Origin of the sequence: Variovorax sp. 22077, assembly GCF_052044195.1 — a bacterium.
GTDB classification, from domain to species: Bacteria; Pseudomonadota; Gammaproteobacteria; order Burkholderiales; family Burkholderiaceae_C; genus Variovorax; species Variovorax atrisoli.
The window spans coordinates 70,992-94,780 of the sequence record NZ_JBQEQC010000004.1 but is presented as its reverse complement, the minus strand read 5'-3'; the positions used below and the strand labels follow the sequence as shown (position 1 = coordinate 94,780).

At 69.4% G+C, this 23,789-nt stretch carries 19 protein-coding genes and 1 riboswitch; of the genes, 4 read left to right on the top strand and 15 right to left on the bottom strand.

What is annotated here, in order from left to right:
* Positions 1–129: 129 nt before the first annotated feature.
* From ACTJLF_RS06920 to ACTJLF_RS06890, 7 genes are all read right to left on the bottom strand, one after another.
* Positions 130–1,221: an ATP-binding protein gene (locus tag ACTJLF_RS06920; RefSeq protein ID WP_354407947.1), complete on the bottom strand. Its 1,092-nt coding sequence runs from the start codon at positions 1,219–1,221 to the stop codon at positions 130–132.
* A complete protein-coding gene (gene cobN, locus ACTJLF_RS06915) occupies positions 1,218–5,042 on the bottom strand; it encodes a cobaltochelatase subunit CobN (protein ID WP_354407944.1) in 3,825 nt (1,274 codons plus the stop codon). Before cobN ends, ACTJLF_RS06920 begins: the two co-directional genes overlap by 4 nt.
* A 12-nt stretch (positions 5,043–5,054) precedes the next feature.
* On the bottom strand, positions 5,055–6,122 hold the full coding sequence (gene cobW / locus ACTJLF_RS06910; RefSeq protein WP_354407942.1) for a cobalamin biosynthesis protein CobW: 1,068 nt from the start codon (positions 6,120–6,122) through the stop codon (positions 5,055–5,057).
* Positions 6,123–6,256: 134 nt separating this feature from the next.
* Entirely contained in the window at positions 6,257–6,934 is a 678-nt protein-coding gene (locus tag ACTJLF_RS06905; RefSeq protein ID WP_354407940.1) for an energy-coupling factor ABC transporter permease, read from the bottom strand.
* A 73-nt stretch (positions 6,935–7,007) separates the two neighbouring features.
* Complete coding sequence (locus tag ACTJLF_RS06900) at positions 7,008–8,546, bottom strand: PepSY domain-containing protein (RefSeq protein WP_440882731.1); 1,539 nt, start codon at positions 8,544–8,546, stop codon at positions 7,008–7,010.
* Between the two features lie 22 nt (positions 8,547–8,568).
* The gene (locus tag ACTJLF_RS06895) at positions 8,569–10,770 is read right to left on the bottom strand and encodes a TonB-dependent receptor (RefSeq protein ID WP_440882730.1); all 2,202 of its coding nucleotides are present in this window, start codon (positions 10,768–10,770) and stop codon (positions 8,569–8,571) included.
* Positions 10,771–10,902: 132 nt separating this feature from the next.
* A riboswitch (cobalamin riboswitch) is annotated at positions 10,903–11,201 on the bottom strand.
* A 77-nt stretch (positions 11,202–11,278) separates the two neighbouring features.
* Positions 11,279–11,539 (bottom strand): hypothetical protein, encoded by a 261-nt coding sequence (locus tag ACTJLF_RS06890; RefSeq protein WP_440882729.1) that lies wholly within the window; start codon positions 11,537–11,539, stop codon positions 11,279–11,281.
* 118 nt (positions 11,540–11,657) lie between these two features.
* On the opposite strand from ACTJLF_RS06890, the gene ACTJLF_RS06885 reads away from it, so the two are divergent.
* Entirely contained in the window at positions 11,658–12,062 is a 405-nt protein-coding gene (locus ACTJLF_RS06885) for a hypothetical protein (RefSeq protein ID WP_440882728.1), read from the top strand.
* A 41-nt stretch (positions 12,063–12,103) separates the two neighbouring features.
* Here the strand turns inward: ACTJLF_RS06885 and ybaL are convergent, their stop codons facing one another.
* From ybaL to phbB, 3 genes are all read right to left on the bottom strand, one after another.
* Positions 12,104–13,816 (bottom strand): YbaL family putative K(+) efflux transporter, encoded by a 1,713-nt coding sequence (ybaL, locus tag ACTJLF_RS06880; protein WP_026346245.1) that lies wholly within the window; start codon positions 13,814–13,816, stop codon positions 12,104–12,106.
* Positions 13,817–13,878: 62 nt separating this feature from the next.
* Complete coding sequence (locus tag ACTJLF_RS06875) at positions 13,879–15,222, bottom strand: dicarboxylate/amino acid:cation symporter (RefSeq protein WP_019653252.1); 1,344 nt, start codon at positions 15,220–15,222, stop codon at positions 13,879–13,881.
* Between the two features lie 125 nt (positions 15,223–15,347).
* Complete coding sequence (phbB, locus tag ACTJLF_RS06870; RefSeq protein ID WP_019653253.1) at positions 15,348–16,085, bottom strand: acetoacetyl-CoA reductase; 738 nt, start codon at positions 16,083–16,085, stop codon at positions 15,348–15,350.
* Positions 16,086–16,289: 204 nt separating this feature from the next.
* On the opposite strand from phbB, the gene ACTJLF_RS06865 reads away from it, so the two are divergent.
* On the top strand, positions 16,290–16,937 hold the full coding sequence (locus ACTJLF_RS06865) for a DJ-1/PfpI family protein (protein WP_354322691.1): 648 nt from the start codon (positions 16,290–16,292) through the stop codon (positions 16,935–16,937).
* 11 nt (positions 16,938–16,948) lie between these two features.
* Positions 16,949–17,446: a CinA family protein gene (locus ACTJLF_RS06860; RefSeq protein WP_354322689.1), complete on the top strand. Its 498-nt coding sequence runs from the start codon at positions 16,949–16,951 to the stop codon at positions 17,444–17,446.
* Between the two features lie 6 nt (positions 17,447–17,452).
* Here the strand turns inward: ACTJLF_RS06860 and ACTJLF_RS06855 are convergent, their stop codons facing one another.
* From ACTJLF_RS06855 to ACTJLF_RS06835, 5 genes are read right to left on the bottom strand one after another with little or no spacing between them, the layout of a single operon-like run.
* Positions 17,453–18,457 carry a tripartite tricarboxylate transporter substrate binding protein BugD gene (locus ACTJLF_RS06855; RefSeq protein ID WP_354407927.1) on the bottom strand — a complete coding sequence of 335 codons (1,005 nt, stop codon included), beginning with the start codon at positions 18,455–18,457 and terminating at the stop codon, positions 17,453–17,455.
* Positions 18,458–18,506: 49 nt separating this feature from the next.
* The gene (locus ACTJLF_RS06850; RefSeq protein ID WP_440882727.1) at positions 18,507–19,358 is read right to left on the bottom strand and encodes an HpcH/HpaI aldolase/citrate lyase family protein; all 852 of its coding nucleotides are present in this window, start codon (positions 19,356–19,358) and stop codon (positions 18,507–18,509) included.
* Entirely contained in the window at positions 19,355–20,536 is a 1,182-nt protein-coding gene (locus ACTJLF_RS06845) for a CaiB/BaiF CoA transferase family protein (protein WP_132799541.1), read from the bottom strand. Before ACTJLF_RS06845 ends, ACTJLF_RS06850 begins: the two co-directional genes overlap by 4 nt.
* An 18-nt stretch (positions 20,537–20,554) precedes the next feature.
* Positions 20,555–21,451 (bottom strand): FAS1-like dehydratase domain-containing protein, encoded by an 897-nt coding sequence (locus tag ACTJLF_RS06840; RefSeq protein WP_440882726.1) that lies wholly within the window; start codon positions 21,449–21,451, stop codon positions 20,555–20,557.
* A 15-nt stretch (positions 21,452–21,466) separates the two neighbouring features.
* Entirely contained in the window at positions 21,467–22,441 is a 975-nt protein-coding gene (locus ACTJLF_RS06835; protein WP_019653260.1) for a tripartite tricarboxylate transporter substrate binding protein, read from the bottom strand.
* A 184-nt stretch (positions 22,442–22,625) separates the two neighbouring features.
* Between ACTJLF_RS06835 and ACTJLF_RS06830 the strand changes: the two genes are divergently transcribed.
* A complete protein-coding gene (locus ACTJLF_RS06830; protein WP_126184409.1) occupies positions 22,626–23,540 on the top strand; it encodes a LysR family transcriptional regulator in 915 nt (304 codons plus the stop codon).
* The last annotated feature ends 249 nt before the right edge of the window (positions 23,541–23,789 follow it).

The window sequence follows — 23,789 nt, the reverse complement described above, 5'->3', positions numbered from 1 at the left end:
CGGCGAAGGTGCGCGGCCAGTCGAAGGCCGCGCCCTGCCTGGCGGCACCGTGCCATGCGTCCCTTTGCGGGCCCTGCCTCCGGTCGCCCTGGCGCGATGCGCCAGCGGGCGGTGCGGCGTCCCGGAGGCTCAGGCTTTTTTTGGTGCGGCCTGTTGTTGTTGCTGCCGCAACGAAGGGATCAACGGGCGCAGCGGCTTCACGCGGTCGATGCCGACCGGTTCGGGCGGCATAGCGCCCCAGTCGCCGTCGTCCGCGCTGCCTGCGCTGCTTTCCCCGTCCGCGTCGCCGGCGGCCTTGCTGCCGACATCGGGCGGCGCAGTCCGGGCAGCGGCAGTTTCGGCCTCGGGCTTGCGCCGATGCAGCAGCACGGACTCGGCCACGCGCTGCACGTGCTGGCCGGTGATGGCCGTAGCACCTTCCCATGCCGCAAGGGCGCGGGCCGAACGCAGCATGACCAGGTCGGCGCGCAGCCCGTCGACGGCGGCGGCGATGCACATGGCGCTCACCGCCTCGTGCACCGCGTCGGTGTATGGCAGCGCCGACGCGTCGGCCACGAGCGCACGTGCGCGGACCAGCGACGAAGACAGCTCGGCCTGCGCCTGCGCATGCCGGTCGCGAAAGCCCTGCGGATCGGCATCGAAGGCCAGCCGCGCGCGGACGATGGCCTGCCGCTCGGACGGGTCGTCGATGTTGTGCAGCTGAACGCACAGGCCGAAGCGGTCGAGCAGTTGGGGGCGCAGCGTGCCCTCCTCCGGATTCATCGTGCCCACGAGCACGAAGCGAGCTGCATGGCGATGCGAGATGCCGTCGCGCTCGACCACGTTGACGCCGCTGGCGGCGGCGTCGAGCAGCGAATCGATCAGCGCGTCGGGCAGCAGGTTGATCTCGTCCACGTAGAGCACGCCGCCGTGTGCGCGCGCCAGCAGGCCGGGTGCGAAGCGAAGCTCATGGCCCGCCATCGCGCGGCCGAGGTCGAGCGTGCCGACGAGGCTTTCCAGGCTCGCGCCCAGCGGCAGGGTGACGAAGGGTGCGTCGGGCAGCAGCTCGGCGAGCGCGCGTGCCGCGGTGGTCTTGGCAGTGCCGCGCGGTCCTTCGATCAGCACGCCGCCCAGGCCCGGATCGACGGCGGCCAGCAGCAGGGCCTGCCGAAGGTGCTGCTGCCCGGCTATGGCGGCAAAGGGAAAGGGCGCCGGCATGGCAGCGGCGGCAGTGGTCGTCATCGGAGGCTTCCTTCCATCCGCTGCTCATGGTCGAGCAGCAGGTTCTCGAGCCGGGCGCGGTAGTCGCCGGGCGATTGCCAGAGGCCGCGCTGCATGGCTTCGAGCAGGCGGCCGAGCATGTCCTGCAGCGCGCGCGGGTTGTGCTGGTTCACGAAGTCGCGGGTGGCCTCGTCGAGCACGTAGGCGTCGGCCACCATCGCGTACTGGTGGTCGCCGACCACGCGCGCTGTTGCGTCGAAGCCGAAGAGGTAGTCGACCGTCGCGGCCATCTCGAAGGCGCCCTTGTAGCCGTGGCGCTTCACGCCGTCGATCCACTTCGGGTTGACCACGCGGGAGCGCACGACGCGGCCGATCTCTTCCTTCAGCGTGCGAACGCGCGGCGCCTGGGGGTTGCCGTGGTCGCCGTGGTACATGGCGGGCTGGCGGCCGCTCAGGTGGCGCACGGCGGCGGCCATGCCGCCCTGGAACTGGTAGTAGTCGTTGGAGTCGAGCAGGTCGTGCTCGCGGCTGTCCTGGTTCTGCATGACGACGGTCATCGCGCGCAGCCGGCGCTTCAGCGCGTCGGCCGCCGGCACGCCGTCGCTGCCCTGGCCGTAGGCATGGGCGCTGCCGCCGACGTAGGCCTTCGACAGGTCGTCGTCGCTTTGCCAGTCGCCGCGGTCGAAGAGCGGCTGCAGGCCGCTGCCGTAGCTGCCGGGCGCCGAGCCGAACACGCGCCAGCCGGCCTGCGTGCGTGCGAGCTCGGGCGCCATGCCCCGGGCCTGCAGCGCGGCGGTCTCGCGAAGGATGCGCGCGCGGATCGGGTTGCGCTCCTCGTCCTCGTCTTCCTGCGCCGCCACGGCCTGCACTGCCGCGTCGAACATCTGAACGGCATTCGGGAAGGCGTCGCGGAAGAAGCCCGAGATGCGCAGAGTGACGTCGATGCGTGGACGCCCGAGCCCGACCGTGGGCAGCACCTCGAAATCGACCACCCGCTGGCTGCCCGGCGCCCACTTCGGCCGCACGCCGATCAGCGCGAAGGCCTGCGCCAGATCGTCTCCGCCGGTGCGCATGGTGGCCGTGCCCCAGACCGACAGGCCCAGGGCCGCCGGGTAGTCGCCGTGCTCCTGCATGTGCCGCTCGACCAGCTGCGCGGCCGACTTCAGGCCCAGCATCCAGGCCGTGGGCGTGGGAATGGCGCGGGTGTCGACCGCGTAGAAGTTGCGGCCGGTGGGCAGCACGTCGGGCCGGCCGCGCGAGGGAGAGCCGCTCGGGCCCGGCGGCACGAAGCGGCCCTGCAGGGCGCGCAAGAGCTGGCGCAGCTCCTGCGCACCGCAGGCGTCGAGCGCGGGCGCGAGGCTGCGGTCGATGCGGCTCATCACGGCGGCGGTGCGCGGCAGTTCCGGCGGACATGCGCCCTCTTCCATCAGCTGCTGCGCGAGCAGCTCCAGCCGCTCGCGCGTGTCACCCTGGTGGCGCCATGCTTCGCTGCTCACCGACTGCAGCAGCGCGGGCCGCGCGCCCTGCCAAGGCCGGGCCGCGTCGATGTCGAGCGGATCGAAGGCGTCGTCGGGCAGCAGGTCTTGCGAGAGCGCACCGAGCAGCCCGGCGTTGGCGCCCGCGCCGTCGGCCGCCGGATAGCGCGCCAGCGCCAGCAGCGTGTCGCGCCGCAGCCTCCCGCTCGGCGAAGCGCCGAACACGTGCAGCCCGTCGCGTATCTGCGTTTCCTTCAGCTCGCAGAGGTAGGCGTCGACGCGCGCGAGCACGGCGTCGTCTTCCTCCTGCGCGTCGGGCAAGCCCAGTTCCTCGACCAGATGCTGCGCGCGCACGGCTGCGAGGATCTGCGCGCGCAGCACCTTCGCACGGCGCGCGTCGACCAGCAGCGCGTCGTAGTACTCGTCGACCTGACGCTCCAGGTCCTGCATCGGGCCGTGGTTCTCCGCGCGCGTGAGCGGCGGCATGAGGTGGTCGACGATGACCGCCTGCGTGCGCCGCTTGGCCTGTGCGCCCTCGCCCGGGTCGTTGACGATGAAGGGATACACGTTGGGCATCGGCCCGAGGATCGCGTCGGGCCAGCAGGCCTGCGACAGCGCGATGCTCTTGCCGGGCAGCCATTCGAGGTTGCCGTGCTTGCCCACGTGCACCACCGCGTCGATGGCGAAGGCCTCGCGCAGCCAGAAGTAGAAGGCCAGGTAGCTGTGCGGCGGCACCAGCTCGGCGTCGTGGTAGCTCGCGTAGTCGGCGGCGCCCGGGCTGCCGAGCGCCCGTGCGGGCTGGATGCCGACGAACACACGGCCCAGCCGCAGGCCGGCGATCATGAAACGGCCGTTGCGCAGCATCGGGTCTTGTTCGGGCGGTCCCCATCGCGCGTCGATGGCCGCGGCCATGCCGTCCGGCAGGCGTGACAGGCATGCCCGGTAGTCCGCCAGCGCGAAGCTCTGCCACGCGGGCCGCGAAGCCCACTGCGACGGGTCGTTGGCGATGCCTTCCTGCAGCCTGCGCATCAGCGCGTCGCCATCGGCGGGCATCGCGCCGGGATCGCCCAGCGCATAGCCGTCGGCTGCCATGGCGTGCAGGATCGCCATCACCGAGGCCGGTGTGTCCAGCCCCACGCCGCTGCCGATGCGGCCTTCGCTGCCCGGATAGTTGGCGAGGATCAGCGCGATGCGCTTGCCTTCCGCACGCAGGCTGCGCAGCCTGCACCAGCGTCGAGCCAGCTCGGCCACGAAGGCGACGCGGTCGGGCTCGGGCTGGTAGTTGACCACCTCGGTCTGCGTGAGCTCGCAGCGGTGCGACAGGCCCTTGAAGCTCACGGCGCGCGTGACGATGCGGCCGTCCATCTCGGGCAGGGCGATCTGCATTGCGATGTCGCGCGGGCGCAGGCCCTGGCTGTCGGCCAGCCAGTCTTCCCTGTTGCCGCCGCTCACGATCACCTGCAGCACGGGGGCGTCGCCAGCCAGCTCGACCTCGTCGCTTTGCCCGCCCGGCCCGCCCTGTCCCAGGGCCGCGAAGGCCGTGGTGTTGAGCACCAGCTGCACGTCGTGCTCCGCACACAGCGCGCGCAGCGTGGAAAGGCACAGCGGATCCTTCAGCGAATCGAGCGCGACGGGCAGCGGATTCAGTCCCTGCGCTGTCAAGGCCGCGGCAAGCGCATCGAAGGCCGCCGTGTTGCCCGACAGCAGGTGCGAGCGATAGAACACCAGCGCCACCACCGGCGCGCCCGCGTGCCAGCCGGCTCGCAGGTCATCGATGCCGGCCACGGTATGCGAAGCGGCCGCGCCGCCCGGCACGTGCAGCGCCACCTGCGGCAGGCTGCGCGGCGGCAACGGGGGCTCGCCATGGCCCAGGCCGTGGAAGGCCACCGCGCGCAGGAACTGCATCGCATTGCCCGCCCCGCCGCTGCGCATGTACTGCCAGAGCTGGCGGCTCACCGCGCGCGACAGCGTGCCGCGCGCGAGCAGGTCTTCGTCTTCCTGCAGGTCGCCCGAGAACATCGCGAGCCGCTGGCCCTTGCGCTTCGCCAGCTTCTCGAGCTGCTGCAGCCCGTAGGCCCAGGCCGATTCGGCGCCCAGGTGGTCGACCACCACCACGCGCGCATGCTGCAGCACCTCGTCGACGTAGAGGTCGAGCGAGGCCGGCTGGCGCAGGTACATGAGATTGGCCAGCCTGAGCGACGGATAGCCGGGGTCGGTGGCCGCCAGCGCGGTACGCGCGGCGGCGAGCAGCGCGAGCGTGGTGTCGGCCGAGCTGAGCACCACGATGTCGCCCGGCGTCTGGTCGAGGCGCGTGACGACGCTGTCGTCCTCGACGAAGCGTCCGGGCTGGGTGCTCAGCAGGTGCATGCGCTGGGGGCGTCAGGCCGTGGCGGTGGCGCTAGCCTCTTCGAGCACCTTGCGCAGCGCGCCTTCGTCCAGGTCTTCGCCGATGAACACGAGCCGCGTGCGCTGTGCCTCGCCATCGCGCCAGCGGCGGTCGAAGTGGTGGTCGAAGCGGCGGCCCACGCCCTGCACCAGCAGGCGCATCGGCTTGCCCGGCACGGCGACGAAGCCCTTCACGCGGTAGATGGTGTGCTGCTCGACCAGCCTGCCGAGCGCGGCCAGCAGGCCATCGCGCCCGACGGGCGGCAACTCGATCACGAGCGAATCGAACTCGTCGTGGTCGTGGTCTTCCTCGTGGTCGTGGTGGCTCTCGCGCAGGTGGATGGTGTCCTCGGCCGCGCGGCCCTGGCCCAGCAGCAGCGCGAGCGGCAGCCGGCCTTCGCTGGCGGCGACGATCTTCACCTCGGGCGGCAGTTCCTCGCGCACCAGCGCCTCGACCTTGGCGCGCGCCGCGTCGTCCATCAGGTCGGTCTTGTTGAGAACCACGAGGTCGGCGGCCGAGAGCTGGTCTTCGAACAACTCGTGCAGCGGCGATTCGTGGTCGAGGTTGGGGTCGGCGCGGCGGGCTTCATCGACCGCCTGCGGGTTCTCGGCGAACTGGCCCGAGGCGGCGGCCGGCCCGTCGACCACGGTGACGACCGAATCGACGGTGAAGATGTTGGCGATGTCCGGCCACTGGAAGGCCTGCACCAGCGGCTTGGGCAGCGCGAGGCCCGAGGTCTCGATGAGCACCGCGTCGAGCTCGCCGCGCCGCTCTGCCAGCTGCAGCATCACCGGCAGGAACTCCTCCTGCACCGTGCAGCAGACGCAGCCGTTGGCCAGCTCGTAGAGCGCGCCTTCACGCTCGTTGCCTTCGTCGTCGCAGCCGATGCCGCAGCCGCGCAGGATCTCGCCGTCGATGCCGAGCTCGCCGAACTCGTTGACGATCACCGCGATGCGGCGGCCTTCGGCATTGCCGAGGATGTGGCGCAGCAGCGTGGTCTTGCCGCTGCCGAGGAAGCCCGTGACGATGGTGACGGGGATCTTGGCGTTGCTTGGGGTCATGGGTGGATTCTTTCAGGGGCTCGCGAGCGGGGCGCGCCAGCAAGGCGAAAGTGGCGCCGGATGATTCCGGCGCCACCGATGGAAACGGACAGCCTCCCCGAGGCCGGCCCCGGGGAAGCGACGAAGGGAAGCGCTCAGACGCCGCCGTACAGGCGGCGCTCGACGAAGACGGAACCCTGCAGCCGGCGCCACGCCTTGGCGGCAGCCAGCACGCCCAGGTCGACCAGCGGCTCGACCAGCACGACCGTCATGTAGGCCGCGCCGAAGCTGGCGATCTGGCCCATGTTCTCGATGCCGGTACCGCGTCCGTACAGCGCCCAGAAGCCGACCCACACCACGATGCCGCCCTGGTAGGCCACCGAGAGCTTGAAAGCCTCGCGGTAGCCGATGTCCAGGTAGGCCAGCTTCTCGGGGATGATGCGGCGCGCCAGCGCGGAAGTGGCAAACAGCGGCACCAGCAGCGTGGTGACGTTCATGCCGTATTGCGGGATGTCCTGCGGCTCGAAGAACAGGCCCTGGATCAGCAGGCCGCCCGCCAGGCCGATGGCGGCGGGCGCGAGGCCGAAGACCAGCAGCAGCGTGGTGCCCAGGATCAGGTGCACCTCCGACACGCCCACAGGGTGGTGCGGAAACACCTCGAAGAAGCAGAACACCAGCGCCACGGCGATGGCGGAGCGCAGCACCAGTGCGGCGGGCCCGTCCTTCATGAGCGTCTGGAACGCGACCTTGCCGGTGTAGGCAAGCGCGGCGGCTGCCGTCGCGTAGCTGAGGAATATCTTGGATCCGTCGACTAGACCTGGTTCGATGTGCATCGAGCACCTCCTGAAATGCACCGCGGTGCGAAAGTTGATTGTTGGTGGATGGGCAGGCTCGCGCAAGCCCCGATCATGAACGCCGCAGCGCAGGCTGCGCGCCCGGCTCGGCCGCCGGCTTCGGTTTTCGCCGCAGCCTCCGCCAGCCGATGACGACGCCGCTGGCCGAAGCCACAGCGCCGACGATGGAAAGCAGCCACATCACGAGATCCCAGGCCGGCCGGTACTGGATGAGCCAGGGGAAGTCGAGGCTGTGCGCCGCGTTGAAGAGCCAGCGGCGCAGGCGCGAGCTGGCGTCGCTGCTGCCGGCCACCTGGCCGCTGGAAGGATCGATGTAGATCCAGCTGCGCGCCGGGTCGTCGAACTGCAGGCGCCACACGGGCACGACGCGCTCGCGGTGGTGGCCGTACCAGTGGAAGTCCTCGCGGGTCTGGAGCACCGCTTCGGTGATGTTCGAGCCGGGGCGCAGTCGGGCGGCGGCGCGCAGGATGTCGTCCTTCGCGACGGTGGCCGGTTCGCCGGTGACTGCATCGATCACGCGCACCCGCGCCTTCGCGTCGCGCAGCTGCAGCAGCGGCCTGCCGTCGAACCACAGCGGCGCGGCCTCGCGCGGCGCATCGGCACCCTCGCCTGCCGGCAGCGATGCCGGCGGCCACGGGAACGGCGACCTGCCGGCACCCGTGTAGCTCGCCATCGCCGCCGCATCGCCCGTTCCACGCTGGAACCAGCCATTGGGATTCATCGACAGCCAGCCGCTGACGATCCAGGTCAGCACGAAGAAGCCGCCGACCAGCCCTGCGATGTGGTGCCAGGCCATCCAGCCGCTGTAGGGCGTGACCGTCCCGTTGCGGAAGCGCCGCCGCAGGCGCACCCGGAGGATGCCGATGACGATGCCCGTCACCGCCGAGACGATGCAGGCCGCCGACAGCCACACCACCACGTCGTGCCACAGGGGCGGGTCCGCGCGCAGCGGCGTGAAGTAGATCCAGTGGGGCACCGAGCCCAGCCAGTTCCAGAAGCGTTCGGAGCGCGTGGTGTCGCGCACCACTTCGCCGTTGACCTGCGACACGTAGAGCTCGGTGTCCGCGGCGTCGCCGACTTCGATGCGGTGCAGCGGACGCAGCGGGTTCAGGCCCTGCGGCACGGTCCACTGGTCACGCTCCAGGGTCTCGGCCCAGCGGGCGCCGGCATGGCCGGAGAAATCGCGCGCGATGGCTTCGGCCTGCGCGGCATCGACGGGACCCGGTACGCGGCCGTCGCGGGCCGAGACCGTATGCCGGCCGCCGCGCGCATCGACGATGCGCCAGACGGGGCCGGCGACGGTGCCGCCCTGCATCTCCAGCACCATGCGCCTCGGCGGCTGCGCGTTCGCCTCCTTGGGCAGTGCTTCGAGCGCGGCCGAGGGCGACACCATCCCCCGGTCGAAACGCAGCGGCGAGAGCCCCGCGAGCCGTTCCTCGTCCGTGAGGTTCGGGTACCCCACATACATCATCACCACGCCCGAGACGAACCACATGACGAACAGCAGGCAGCCGCCGATGCCCAGCCACCGGTGCGTCCAGTAGAGCCAGTGCCGGATGCGCGGCCAGGCGCGGCGCCATGCGGAGGTCATGCGTTCCAGACTCCCGGGTCTCTCAGAAGCTGACCAGCGCCGACAGCTCGAAGGAGCGCGGGCGCCCCAGCAGCCACTGGTTGCCGCCGTTCGAGAACGACACCGGATAGCGCCGATCAGCCAGGTTGTAGGCGCGCAGCGCGAGCCTGAGCGAGGGGCTCGCCCGCCAGCTCACGCCCGCATCGGCGACCGTGTACGAGCCGATCTTTCGCGAGTTGGCCGCATCGACCTGGCGCGGGCCCACGTAGCGCAGGCCGACGTCGGCCTCCCACTGCGGCAGGAAGCGCCAGGTGAGCCAGAGTTTGGCGGCCTCCTCGGGTACGCCGGTGGGCGTGTTGCCCGCGCGCGAGACCAGCTTGCCGCCGACCAGTTCGTTGAAGTCGTCGTAGCGCGCGCGCAGCTTGGTGGCATTCGCCTCCAGCCGCAGCGTGGAGCTCAGCGCCAGGTCGAGCGTGGCCTCGATGCCTTCGGAAGACTGCTTGCCGACCTGCTGGGTGACGGTCGGATCGATGGCGTCGCGCGACAGCAGCTTGTTCTTGTCGATGCGGTAGGCGGCCACGGTCCAGGCGCCTCGGTTGTCAGCGAGCTGGCGCTTGTAGCCGACCTCGAACTGCCTGCCCGTGCTGAGGTCGAAGGCCGCCTGCGAAGCCGAAGTGGTCACCAGCGAGCCCAGGGGATCGGCCGCGCGCGCCACCTGCGCATAAAACGACTGCGAGGCGTCCGGTGCGTAGACCACGCCGAGCCGGCCGGTGGCGTACTCGAAGGTCTTGCCGAAGCTGTTGGCGGCGCTCTGCAGGTCGGTGCGTGCGACCTTCGCGTGGTCCCAGCGCAGGCTGCCCACCACCGACCACTGCTCGTCGAAGGCCAGCCTGTCCTCCGCGAAGAAGGCGTAGGTGCTGGTCTTCGTCCTGTAGCGCGGCGTGTAGGCCACGGGCGACGCGTAGTAGCCGGGGCTGAAGACGAAGGGATCGACCACCGATCGGCCGCCGTAGGGCGAGTCGTTGGTGTGAGTGAAGTCGATGCGGTTCACGTCGAAACCCACGAGCACCTGGTTGGCGAGGCCGAACGGCCGGTGCCTGAAGGTGGCGTCGGTCCGATTGCCGATCTGCTCCTGGTCGTGGCCGATCTCCAGGTAGTCGCCGCGCGTCACGCGCCGGGTGGCGGGGCTGTAGGTGTAGGTCTCGCTGTTGCGCCAGTGGCGTTTGCTCTCCAGCCGGTAGAGCTGGTTGCGCACCGTCACGGCGTCGCTGGGCGTCCACAGGGTGTCGAGGCGGGTCCACTTGTCGCGGTACTTGATCTCGGCGTCGTCCACGTCGTAGTTCTGGTGCAGCGTCTGGCTGCTGAGGCGTCCGTCGATCAGCGGCACGCCGTAGTAGCGCTGCGGCGACTGGCGGCCCTCGTCGTGCGAGAGCGTGAACTGCAGCTGCGGCGACACGTCCAGCCGCACCGCGGCGCTCACGGCGAGGCTCTCGGCCTCGCCGCGCTGCATGAAGCCGTCGGTGTTGCGCTGGCTGATGTCGAAGCGGTACGAAAGCCTGTCGTCGATCGCCCCGCCGCTGCCGAAGGCCACCTGCCGCGTGGCGTCGGAGCCCAGCGTGACCAGCGCCTCATTGCGGATCGGGCCGCGCGTGGGCTTCCTGGGCACCACGTTGATCGCGCCGCCGATGGCGCCTTCGCCGTACATCACCGAGGCCGCGCCGCGCAGCACCTCGATGCGGTCGGCCGACCAGGTGTCGAAGGGAAAGGTGACGGTGCCCGCGCCCGCGTAGAGGCGCGTGCCGTCGAAGAGCTGCATCACCGAACCGTGACCGAGGAAGCCGCGCGCCACCAGCGCGGTGCCGCCGTTGCCGGGACCGGGCGAGCCGGTGATGCCGGTGGCGCGGGTGACGGCGTCGACCACCGAGACGTCGCCGCGCGCACGGATGGTGTCGCCCGTCAGCACCTCGACGCTGGCCGGCGTTTCGAGCGGCGTGAGGCCGAGACGGCTGCCGGTCTGCGTGGGCTCGTCGATGGCCATGGGCGTATGGCGCTGGGCATCCACCTGAATCGCCCTGAGCGTCTGGCCGTCGGAGGCCTGCGCGAAGACTGCCGCGCACGGTCCCAGGGCGAGGCCCCAACCCAGCGAAATGCCGGAAAGGCTCGAAAGACCCGAAAAGCGCGGCCGGTATCGCAGCCGCTTCGGCGACGCGCCCCTGCGATCGCGCTTCGGCGATGCATGACTCATGAAATCTCTCCTCCGGCCTGCGTCCCCGCAGGCTCCTGACCGATGAAGGGCGCGGCGGAAGAGGCGAAGGGGCTGCGGCGGCCCGCGGCGGGCGCGGTAGGCGGCTGGCCCGGACACGCACTCCCGCAGCGTCCGAAGGCGGTTGCGAAGGCCGGTATCCGGGCTTGCGGAGCGCCGCGGCGTGATCTGTGAGAGTCACGCCGCGGCGGAAACCCTCGCCTTCCCACGCCGAAGCGCAGTGGCTGCCCGTGCCGATCGATGAGGCACGAGCCCGAGGGGTTCCAGATCCGCTGACCGTTGCGGGGGCAGCGCAGGAATCGCCGCGCCGGCCGATCTCCGTGGAGAACGACGATGCGGGTTCACCTGCTTCCCGTTTAACCCCGCCGCCATGGATGGCATGTCGTGCGGGGCACCTTCGAACCGTGGTGGTCCGGCCGGGCAGTCGATGAGGCTGCCGCCACCGGAACGGCGGGATTATAGGTAGGGGCCTCCCGTGAGCCCCGCGGGCTCAGGGTGCGGGCCTGCCGTCGGGCCCGAAGAGCCGCCGCATCATCGCCACGCCCGCGACCAGCGCATTCGAGTAGGTGGCATAGGGTTCGTGCGCGGCTTCCAGCGGCACGTAGACGTGGGTGGTATCGCCCGGAGCCCCGTCCACCGCCTCCATCAGCACCCAATAGAACTCGCCCGTCTCCAGCTCGTGGACGGTGAGTGCGATGTTCCTGGACGAAGGCATGGAAATGAGGATGACGTTGCTTGCTGGCTGCGCCATGAATTGAACAGGCAAGGCAGGCGCGCGGTTGACAGTGCTTTCGGGGTTCTCCTACAGAGCGCCCTGAGAGGGCGGCCTAGCGTCGGACCGATGATCCACACAAGATTCAGGAGGCAGCATGAAGCACTTCACTCTTGAACCGGGCATGCTCTCGAGCATCGGCGGCGCCTTCTATCCCACCGGCTATTCGATGGTGATGTTCCCCGACGCCAGGGACGCCGAGCGCATCGGCCGCGGCCTGATCGAAAAAGGCATGAGCGGCGACGACATCTATCTGCTGCCGGCTGAGACCGTGCTGCGCGAGATCGTGCCCACGGTGACGACCGCCGACGACCCACTGCCCTCCGCCGGCACCGATGCGGCCACCGTGCGTGCCTATGCCAAGCTCGCGAAGGAAGGCCACGCCGCCCTGCTCGTCAGGACCGAGGACGGCGCCGCGGCCGAGCAGATGATGGAGGTGGTGCGCACCGTGCCCTACTCCATCGCCCAGCGCTATCGCACGCTGGTGATCGAGGACCTCTGAAGCTCCGGGGCCGCAAGCCCGGGCGTTCGGGCTTTCGCCGGTCATGCCGGCACGGCCATCGACACCGCGCGCTGGACCACGTCCCTCGCCATCGCCTGGGCGAGTTCATGCTCGCCGAGGAACACGGTGGCCGAGGTTTCCTGCGTGAGCAGGCGAGCCTCCTGCTCGTTGTGGCTGCGGATGACGGTCTGGATCGCCGGGTTGAGCGTGTGCGCCGTTTCCATCATCTGGCGCACGTTCATCGCGTCCGGCGTGGCGACGACCAGCACGCGCGCACGGGCGATATGTGCCTGGATCAGCACCGCCGGGTCGGCCGCATCGCCCCACACGGCGGGCGTGCCGGCCTCGCGCAGCTTCTCGACCAGCTCGCGGTTCTGCTCCGCCACCACGTAGGGGATGTCGTTGGCGTCGAGCTCGGCCGCGATGCGGCGCCCGACCCGGCCGTAGCCCACCAGCACCACCTGCCGCGATAGGTACTTGGCCTCGGTGGTCATCGGCAGTTCGGCCAGCGGGTCTTCTCGCATCTCCAGACCGCGCGCGAACGAGGAATGCGCATGCAGCCATTTCTGCATCGGCGCGATCAGGCTGAACCAGAGCGGATTGGTGGCGATGGAAATCAGCGCCCCGGCCAGCACCAGGCTCTGTCCTTCCGCCGGCAGCAGGCCGAGCGACACGCCCAGGCCGGCCAGGATGAAAGAGAACTCGCCGATCTGCGCCAGGCTGGCGCTCACCGTGAGCGCCGTGCCCAGCGGGTAGCGGAACACCAGCACCAGTGCGCAGGCCGCCAGCGACTTGCCCAGCACGATCACCAGCACCACGGCGAGCACCTGCAGCGGCCGGTCGAGCAGCACAGAGGGGTCGAACAGCATGCCGACCGACACGAAGAACAGCACCGCGAAGGCGTCGCGCAGCGGCAATGACTCCTGCGCCGCACGATGGGCGAACTGCGACTCGCGCATGACCATGCCCGCGAAGAAGGCACCCAGCGCGAACGACACACCGAAGAGCGCCGCCGACGCATAGGCGATGCTCACGGCCGCCGCCACCACGCACAGCGTGAACAGCTCGCGCGAGCCGGTGCGCGTGACCTGCCAGAGGATCCACGGGAACACCCGGCGCCCCACCACCAGCATCAGCGCCACGAAGCCGCCCACCTGCAGCATCGTGAGGCCCAGCGTCTGCCACAGCGGGTCGGCATTGCCGGTTCCGCCTGCAGCGCCCTGCACGCCCAGCGTGCCCGCCAGCGGCGGCAGGAGCACCAGCACCAGCACCATCGCGAGGTCTTCCACCACGAGCCAGCCGACCGCGATGCGCCCGGTGAACGAATCGAGGATGCCCAGGCTTTCGAGCGCGCGCAGCAGCACGACCGTGCTCGCCACCGACAGCGCCAGCCCGAACACCAGCGCGGCACCGGGGCTCCAGCCCCACCACATCGCCAGCCCCCCGCCCAGCAGCGTCGCCACCGCGATCTGCGCGAGCGCGCCGGGCAGCGCGATCTTGCGCACCGCCAGCAGGTCGTCGAGGGAGAAATGAAGGCCCACGCCGAACATCAGCAGCATCACGCCGATCTCGGCGAGCTGGGCCGCGATGCCCGCGTCGGCCACGAAGCCCGGGGTGAAGGGGCCGATGATCACGCCCGCCAGCAGGTAGCCGACCAAGGCCGGCAATCGCAGCCGCGCCGCCAGGAATCCAAGCATGAGCGCCAGCCCCAGGCCGGCGGCGATCGTGTTGATGAGGGAGACGCTGTGGGGCATCGTTGCATTTTGCAGGAACGATGCCCGGCCTTTTGGTTCGTCAGGCCATCCGCGGTGCCGCCTCAGCCGGCCATCTTGCCGCTGCGCTCGGCATCGAGCGCCTCGGGCTCCTGCGCCTCCACCCAGGTCTCGTTGTTGAGTCCGGCCTGCAGCCGGGCCTCGTCGAGCTCGTTGGTCCACTTGGCGACCACGATGGTGGCGACGCCGTTGCCGATCAGGTTGGTCAGCGCACGGGCCTCGGACATGAATCGGTCGATGCCGAGGATGAGCGCCAGCCCCGCCACAGGCACATGGCCCACGGCCGACAGCGTCGCCGCCAGCACGATGAAACCGCTGCCCGTGACGCCCGCCGCGCCCTTCGAGGTCAGCAGCAGCACCGCCAGCAGCGTGATCTCCTGCGTGAGCGTCATCGGCGTGTTGGTGGCCTGCGCGATGAACACCGCCGCCATCGTCAGGTAGATGGAGGTGCCGTCGAGGTTGAAGGAATAGCCGGTCGGAATGACGAGGCCCACGCAGGTCTTGTTGGCGCCCAGGTTCTCCATCTTCTCCATCATGCGCGGCAGCACCGACTCGCTCGACGAGGTGCCCAGCACGATCAGCAGCTCTTCCTTGATGTACTTGATGAACTTCCAGATGCTGAACCCATGGAAGCGCGCGATGAGCCCGAGCACCACGAAGATGAACAGCAGGCAGGTCAGGTAGAAGGTGCCCATCAGCTTGCCCAGCGAGAACAGGCTGCCCAGCCCGTACTTGCCGATGGTGAAGGCCATCGCGCCGAAGGCGCCGATGGGCGCCAGCTTCATGATGTAGTTGACGATGCCGAAGAGCACGTGCGAGCCCTTCTCGATCACGTCGAACACCAGCGTGCCGCGCCCCCCGAAACGGTGCAGCGCGAAGCCGAACAGCACCGCGATGAGCAGCACCTGCAGGATCTCGCCCTTGGCGAAGGCATCCACGATGGTGTTCGGGATGATGTTCATGATGAAGTCGACCGTGCCGGTCATCTTGCCCGGGCCGGTATAGGCCGCGATGCCCTTGGTGTCGAGCGTGGCCGGGTCGACGTTCATGCCAGCGCCGGGCTTGAGCACGTTCACGAGCACCAGGCCCACGACGAGCGCGATGCTGCTGACGATCTCGAAATACAGCAGCGCGAGGCCGCCGGTCTTGCCGACCTTCTTCATGTCCTCCATGCCGGCGATGCCCACCACCACCGTGCAGAAGATGATTGGCGCGATGATCATCTTGATCAGCTTGATGAAGCCGTCGCCCAGCGGCTTCATCGCCTCGCCCGCGGCCGGATAGAAGTGGCCGAGCAGCACGCCGATGATCACGGCGGTGATCACCTGCACGTAGAGCGAGCGGTACAGCGGGAGCTTTCTGGCGGATGTGCTTGTTGTGCTTTCCATGTTTGCCTCCGGGGGTTGAAAACTGTAGGACGCGCATCCGCGGTTTTCTATCCGTGGAACCCGCATCGTCGAAATGAAAAGACCCGCCGAAGCGGGTCTTGTCGATCAGGTGTAAGTCAGCATGCTTAATGCATGTGCAGGCCGCCGTTGACGGAGAAGTCGGCCCCCGTGCTGTAGCCGCCTTCGTCGGTGGCCAGCCACGAGATGATCGAGGCGATCTCGCTGGGTTCGCCCAGGCGCTTGACCGGGATGGTCGCCACGATCTTGTCGAGCACTTCCTGGCGGATGGCCTTGACCATGTCGGTGCCGATGTAGCCCGGGCTCACGGTGTTGACCGTCACGCCCTTGCTGGCGAGCTCCTGGGCCAGCGCCATGGTGAAGCCGTGCATGCCGGCCTTGGCCGCCGAGTAGTTGGTCTGGCCGGCCTGGCCCTTGGCGCCGTTGACCGAGCTGATGTTGATGATTCGGCCCCAGCCCTTTTCAACCATGTCGCCCACCACCTGCTTGGTGACGTTGAACATGCTGTTGAGGTTGGTCTCGATCACCGCGCTCCAGTCCTCGGGGGTCATCTTGAGGAACATGCGGTCCCGGGTGATGCCGGCATTGTTGACCAGCACGTCGATGGGGCCGTGCGCAGCCTTGGCGGCGGAGAAGGCTTCGACGGTGGATTGCCAGTCGCCGACATTGCCGACCGACGCATGGAACTCGAAGCCTGCGGCTTTCTGTTCGGCCAGCCATTTGGCGTAGTCGCGCGTGGGGCCGCAACCTGCGACCACGGTGAACCCGTCCTTGTACAGACGCTGGCAGATGGCTGTTCCGATGCCACCCATGCCTCCAGTGACATATGCAACTTTCTTGCTCATGAGATTTCCTTTGTGTAATGGCAAAAGCCTGAACGGCCGCCTTCACTCTAGCGAGTTTCAAGCCATGGCCCCTCTCAGGAAAACACTGAGCCAGGCTTGCAACCAGCTGTCACGAAGATTGTCACGAAGCGGCCTCCGTGCTCAGCCTCTATCCTCTCATCCGTGCGTGTCCGCACGAGCCAATCACCCAAGGAGTTCCAAAGTATGAATTTCGGGATCATCGTCTTCCCCGACGTCGAGGAACTCGACTTCGTCGGCCCCTGGGAAATGCTCACCATGTGGAGCAAGCTGGCCGGCGGTCCCGAGCATTGCCTGATCGTGGCCGAGAAGCGCGAGCCGGTGGTCTGCGCCAAGGGCCTGTCCATCAACCCCCACGTCTCCTTCGCCGACTGCCCCCAGCTCGACTGCCTGCTCGTCCCCGGCGGCATGGGCACGCGCCGCGAGGTCGACAACGTCGTCATGACCCGTTTCCTCGCCGACCAGGCGCCCGGATGCACCACGCTGATGTCCGTATGCACCGGCGCCTTCGTGCTGCACGCGGCCGGCCTGCTCTCGGGCAAGACCGCCACCACCCACTGGGGATCGCTCGACCGCCTGCGCGCGCTGAGCGACGTGAAGGTGGTGGAGCAGCGCTTCGTGCAGGACGGCAACGTCTGGACCTCGGCCGGGGTATCGGCCGGTACCGACCTGATGCTGGCCTACATCGCCCACACCGCGGGCGAGGAAGCCGCCGCCAAGGTACAGCTGCAGTCCGAGTACTACCCCGCGGACACCATCTACGGAAGCACCGCCAGCCACGAGCGCGCGCCGGCCTATGTGAAGCGGCCCGGTCCCCGCTTCCAGGCCCGATGAACGCGCCCTCCTTGCCCGAGCCGCTCCCGGTACTCGCTGCACGGGTGGGCGAAGCGCTGCGCGCGCGCGGGCAGACCGTGGCGGTGGTCGAGTCCTCGGCAGGCGGACTGGTGTCTGCCGCCCTGCTCGCCATCGCGGGCGCCTCGGCCTACTTCAAGGGCGGTGCGGTCGTCTATTCGAGGCGCGCGGGCCGCGCGCTGCTGAACCTGACCGCCGAAGACATGGCCGGCCTGCGCGGCGAGACCGAGCCCTACGCCCGGCTCGTCGCGGGCCGGGTGCGCGACACCCACCACTCGACCTGGGGCATCGCCGAAAGCGGAGCGGCCGGCCCCTCGCCCAGCCCTTACGGCGACGTGCCCGGGCGGGTATGCCTGGCGATCGTCGGCCCCGTCACCGTGAGTCGCACCGTCGAGACCGGCAATGCCGACCGCCCCGCGAACATGGACCTGTTCGCGCGGCACCTGCTCGCGCTGTTCGACGAAACACTGCGCGCCCGGTCGGTCGATTGAAGAACCTCAGTCCGCCTGCACGCCCGCCGCGCGGATCACCTTGCCCCACTTGGCCACCTCCGCAGCGAGGTGCGAGCGAAGGCTCTCGGGCGTCTGCTTCTCCACCGGCACGATCTCCGAGCTGAGTTCGGCCAGGCGGTTCTTCACCATGTCGTCCTGCAGCCCGGCGCGCAGGGCTGCGTTGAGCTTCTCGATCACCGCGGGCGGCGTGCCCTTGGGCGCATAGATGCCGTGCCACACGCGCACGTCGAAGCCCTTGAGGCCCTGCTCGTCCAGCGTCGGGATGTTCGGCAGGCTCGACAGCCGCTGCGGCGTGGTCACGCCGAACACCTTCACCCGGTTGCCGTCCTTGATGACGGGCGCGGTCTGCGTGGTCTGGTCGCACAGCAGGTCGACCTGCCCGCCCATCAGGTCGTTGAGCGCCGGCCCCGCCCCCTTGTAGGGCACGGTGGTCAGCTGCACACCGATCTGGTTCATGAACAGCAGCCCGCACAGCTGCGACACCGCGCCCACGCCCGCGTTGGCCAGCGTCACCTTGTCCTTGTTGGCCTTCACGTAGGCCAGCAGCTCCTGGTAGTTGCTGGCCGGGAAGTCCTTGCGCGACAGCAGCGTCATCGGCACGTCGAGCACCTGGCCGACGTACTCGAAGTCCTTGAGCGGGTCGTAGTTGAGCTTCTTGTAGAGCGCGGGCGCGGTGGCCATGCCCATGTGGTGGATCAGGATGGTGTAGCCGTTGGGCGCCGCCTTCGCCACCCGCGCGGGTGCGATGGTGCCGCCCGCGCCCACGGTGTTCTCCACGATGACAGGCTGGCCCAGCGACTTGCCCATGGGAATGGCCAGCATGCGCGCCACCACGTCGGTCGGTCCGCCGGCCGAGTACGGCACGACCATCGTCACCGGCTTGTCGGGCCATGCCGCCTGCGCCGAAGCCGGCGCCTGGAAGGCGAGCAGGCAGGCGCCTGCGGAGGCGGCGATCAGGGTCTTCAGTTTCCAGTTTCTGGTTGCTTTCACTTTCTTGTCTCCTTTGGTTGTTCTCTGGTCCGTTCGTCAGGTGTGTTCGTCAGGTGTGTTCGAGTGCGAGCAGGCGCTCGGCCAGCCGCACCACTGGGGCATCGACCATGCGCCCGTCGAGGCTGACGACGCCGCCGCCGGCCTCGCGGATGGCCGCGACCACGCGGCGGGCCCATGCCAGTTCCTGCGCCGAGGGGCCGAGCGCCGCATGCACCGGCGCGACCTGGTCGGGGTGGATGCACAGCTTGGCGCCGAAGCCGCCGCGCCGCGCGCGCGCGGTGTTCGCTGCCAGCCGGGGGGCGTCGCGCCAGTCGGGGGTCACGCCGTCGATGGGCGCGGCAAGGCCGGCGCGGCGCGAGGCCAGCAGCAGTGCGAGGCGCACGGGCACCAGTTCGGCCTCGTCGGCATCGCAGGCCAGGCCCAGGTCGGCCTGGAAATCGAGGTTGCCGAAGGCCAGGCGCAGCACCTGCGGGCCGGCGGCGAGTTCGTCGACCGCGGCGAGGCCGGCGGCCGATTCGATCAGCGGCACCAGCACGGCCAAGGGGCCTGCCGCCGTCGCCAGCCGCGACAGGTCGACCGCCCGTTCCGCCTTCGGCAGCACGATGCCGGCGATCAGCCCCTGGGCGGCGAGCGCTCCGACCTGCGCGCAGTCGTCGTCATGCCACGGCGTGCCGGCGGCGTTGATGCGCACCAGCAGCCGTCGCCGCTCTTCGGCGGGCAGCGCGGCGAACGCGGCACCCAGTTGCTCGCGCGCTTGAACCTTGCGCTCGGGCGCGACGGCGTCTTCGAGGTCGACGATCACGCCGCCCGCCCCGGTGGCCAGCGCGCGCGCATGGCGCTCGGGCCGGTCGGCGGGCACGAAGAGAAAGGCGCGTGCCAGCGAAAGCGGCGGCGCGCTCACACCGCGCCCGCCTCGCGCAGCGCCGCGATGTCCGCCTCGCTGCGCCCGAGGCTGCGCAGGATGGCGTCGGTGTGCTCGCCTACCGCCGGGATCGGGTCCATGCGGTAGTCGAAGGCGCTCTGGCGCCCTGCCGGCAGCAGGGCCGGTATGTCGCCCGCCGGCGAGCCCACCTGACGCCAGCGCTCGCGCGCCTGCAATTGGGGATGGGCCCACAGGCCGGCCATGTCGTTCATGCGGGCGTTGGCGATCTGCGCGGTGTCGAGCCGCTCAAGCACCTGCGCCGTCGTCAGCGCGCCGAAGGTCTCGAGGATGATGGCGCGCAGCATCTCGCGGTTCTCGTTGCGCCGCGCGTTGCTGTCGAAACGCGGGTCGGTGGCCAGCGCTGTCTGCAGCAGCACCTTCTCGCAGAAGGTGCGCCATTCGCGCTCGTTCTGCAGGCCAAGCATCACGGTGCCGCCGTCACCCGCGGGGAAAGGACCGTAGGGATAGATGGTCGCGTGCGAGGCGGCGCTGCGCGGCGGCGGTGGCGCGCCGTCGTAGGCGTAGTACATCGGGTAGCCCATCCACTCGGCCAGCGCCTCGAGCATCGACACGTCGATGTGCGAGCCCCTGCCCGTCTTTCCGCGCTGGAGCAGCGCCGCCAGGATGCCGGTGTACGCATACATGCCGGCCGCGATGTCGGCGATGGAGTTGCCCGACTTGCAGGGCTCCTCGGGCGTGCCCGTCACCGAGAGAAAGCCGGCCTCGCTCTGGATCAGCAGGTCGTAGGCCTTCTTGTCGCGGTACGGGCCGTCCTCGCCGTAGCCCGAGATGTCGCAGACGATGAGCCTCGGGTGCTTTTCGTGCAGGGCCTGCGCGCCCAGCCCCATGCGCGCGGCGGCGCCGGGTGCGAGGTTCTGCACCAGCACGTCGGCATCGGACAGCAGTTCCTGCAGCACCGCCAGCGCGGCGGGCTGCTTGAGGTCGAGCGTGAGGCTTTCCTTCGAGCGGTTCACCCACACGAAGTGCGAGGCCTCGCCAGCCACGCGGGCGTCGTAGGCGCGCGCGAAGTCGCCCGCTCCGGGGCGCTCCACCTTGATGACGCGCGCACCGAGGTCGGCGAGCTGCCGCGTGCAGAACGGCGCGGCGATGGCGTGCTCGAGCGAGATGACGGTGATGCCGTCCAGGGGTCTTGTCATGTGTTCTTCCCTCCCCGCTCAGGCCAGCACGGCCGTGGCCTGCATGGTGAGCCAGCCGTCGGCGTCCTCGCCCCACAGATCGAACGTCTTTCCATCGGCGCCCGGCTTGCCGTGCACGCGGAACGGCGCGATGTCGAAGGTCGGGCGCACCGCCCGGAACTCGAAGCGCGCGAGCTGCGCGCCCGGCACGTTGCGGCGCAGCAGGTCGACCAGCAGCGTCGCGATCAGCGGGCCGTGCACGATCAGGCCCGGATAGCCCTCGACCTGCGTGACGTAGCGGCGGTCGTAGTGGATGCGGTGGCCGTTGAAGGTGAGTGCCGAGTAGCGGAAGAGCAGCACGTCGTCGGGCACGATGTCGCGGCTGAAGGCGGCGTCCTTCGGGGCGGGCGTGGGTGGCGGGCCGGCCTCGCCCGGCTGGGCGGCGGCGCGGTAGACGATGTCGTGCTCCTCGGTGAGCGCAAGGCCGCGTTCGTTGCGCACCTCGTGGCGCACCAGCACGAACACGAGTTCGCCGGTGCGGCCCGACTTGTGCGTGACCGAGACGATGCGCGAGGTGCGCTCCGCCTTGTCGCCCACCTGCAGCGGATTGCCCGGCTCCCATGCGAGCCGCCCGCCCGCCCACATGCGGCGCGGCAGCGGCACCGGCGGCAGGAAGCCGCCGCGCCTGGCGTGACCGTCCTCGCCGATCTCCGACTGGCGGTGGTGCGGCAGGAAGTAGAGCCAGTGCCACAGCTCGGGCAGGCGGGTGCCGGCCTGCGGCGGCAGGTCGTCGCGGTCGAGCGTGGCGGCGAGCGCGCGCACCGGCGCGGCGGTGATGTCGTCGGCCAGCGTTTCGCTGCGGCCCTGCCAGGCCTGCAGCCTGGCCAGCGCCTCGCTGTCGATGATGGGAGATGGAGTCTGTGTGTCGTTGCTCATGGGTCTCTTCGTCGTTCAGTCGACCGCGGCGCCGGAGGCCTTGACGATCCGCGCCCACTTGGCGAGATCGTCGTGCAGCAGCGCCGCGAACTGTTCGGGGGTGGTCGGCGCGGCGATCTCCACGCCCTGCTGGTCGAGCTTGTCGCGCAGGTCCTTCGAGGCCAGCGCCTTGCGCGTGGCGTCCTGCAGCGTGGCGAGCACGTCGGGCGGCACGCCCGCGGGGGCGAACAGGCCGATCCACAGCGTGCCGTTGTAGCCGGGCACGGCCTCGGCGATAGCGGGCACGTCGGGCAGCACGGGCGAGCGCTTCTCGCCGCTGACGGCCAGCGCGCGCAGCTTGCCGGCCTTGATGTGCGGCAGCGCCGAAGGCAGGCTCGCGAACACGATCGGCAGCTGCCCGCCCAGCACGTCGTTGAGAGCGGGCGCCACGCCCTTGTAGGGCACGTGCTGCATCGAGATGCCGGCCATGCTGTTGAGCATTTCGCCGAGCAGGTGGTTGAGCGTGCCGTTGCCGGCCGAGGCGTACTGGTAGTTCGCGCCCTTCGCCCGCGCGAGCTTCAGGAACTCGGCGAAGTTCTTCGCCGGGAACGAGGGGTTGACCAGCAGCACGTTGGGCACCGAGCCGATGAGCCCCACGGGCTTGAAGTCGCGCTCGGGGTCGAAGCCCGGATTCCTGTAGAGCGCCGGGTTGATCGCCTGGCTGCTGCTGATGGTCATGAGCAGCGTGTAGCCGTCCTTCGGGCCCTTGGCGACGAGCTGCGTGCCGATGTTGCCGCCCGCGCCGGGGCGGTTGTCGACCACCACGCTGGCGTTGTTCATCACCTCGCCGAGCTTCTGGCCGACGAGCCGGCCGACGATGTCGTTGGTGCCGCCAGCGGCCTGGGGCACGACGAGCGTGACGGGGCGGGAGGGGTATGCGTCCGCATTCGCCGGGCCGGACTGGACCAGAGCGGCCGCGGCGGTCAGTGCGACCAGGGCCAATGCGCGCAATCTTGTGCCGGCAGCAGGGCGACGGACTTTCAATCCGCTGGCCACCGGCAGGTTTCGTTGGTGTCGTGTTGTCTCCATGGCCCGAATGGTCGGGCGCCCCACCCTCGCGCGCAATCTGCGATTTCGGAACCCAGCTTTCTGCAATGCCGAAGGCTGGCGGCATGCTGGCGCCTACCATCGCTGCATGCTCTTCGACCTTACCGACCTGCGCCTCTTCGTCGCCACGGCCGAACTCGGCAACCTCACGCGGGCCGCAGAGCGCCAGCACCTGTCGCTCGCGGCGGCAAGCGCGCGCATCAAGGCGCTCGAAACTCAGGCCGGGCTGCAGCTGCTGCAGCGCGAGGCCCGAGGCGTGCGGCTGCTTCCGCCGGGCGAAGCCTTCCTGCACCACGCGCGCCTCGTGCTGCACCAGACGGAGCAACTGCGCGCCGACCTGCTGGAGTACGGCGGAGGGCTGCGCGGCCACCTGCGCGTCTTTGCCAACACCACCGCGGTGACCGACTTCCTGCCCGAGATACTGCCGGGCTTCCTGGCGCACAACCCGCGCATCAACGTCGACCTTCAGGAAAAACCGAATGCTCAGATCCCGCGCGGCGTGCTCGACGGCCGCGCCGACATCGGCATCGTCGCCGGCCGCGTCGACACGCTGGGGCTGGAGGCCATCCACTTCAGCACCGACCGGCTGGTGCTCGCCACCTCGCGCAAGCACCGCTTCGCGAAGCGCAAGAAGATTTCCTTCGCCGAGACGCTGGACGAAGACGCGATCGGCATGCAGCAAGGCAGCACGCTGCAGACCTTTCTCTCGCAGATCACCGACAACCTGGGCAAGCGGCAGAAGTTGCGCATCCAGCTCGGCAGCTTCGACGCCATGTGCCGGATGATCGGCAACGGCGTGGGCATCGGCGTCGTGCCCGAGTCGGCCGCCCGGCGCAACCAGGAAAGCATGCAGCTCGCGCTGATAGACCTCGACGACGCCTGGTGCGTGCGGGAGCGCTACCTGCTCGTGCGCGACCGCGCAGCGCTGCCGATCTACGCACAGGCGCTGGTCGACACGCTATGCCGCCACTACGCCGAACAGCAGGCCTCTTCGCCAACCTGACTGCTGCCAGCACACAAAAACAGCAACTTGCACGCGATTGCTGAACAACTCGCCCCCGTCCCCATTTTCTGTGGGCAACTTTGGGGGTAACTCATGAGGAGCCTTGTAAAACGAATGCAAGTCGTTGTTTTACAAGGGTATTCCTTAGTTTGCTCAATTTTTGGGCGGTGTACAACTCTGGCCGCCAAAACCGCCTCGTCCAGGCCTGAAACAGCCTTTCGACTCCATTTTTCACGGTTTCCGGTGAGC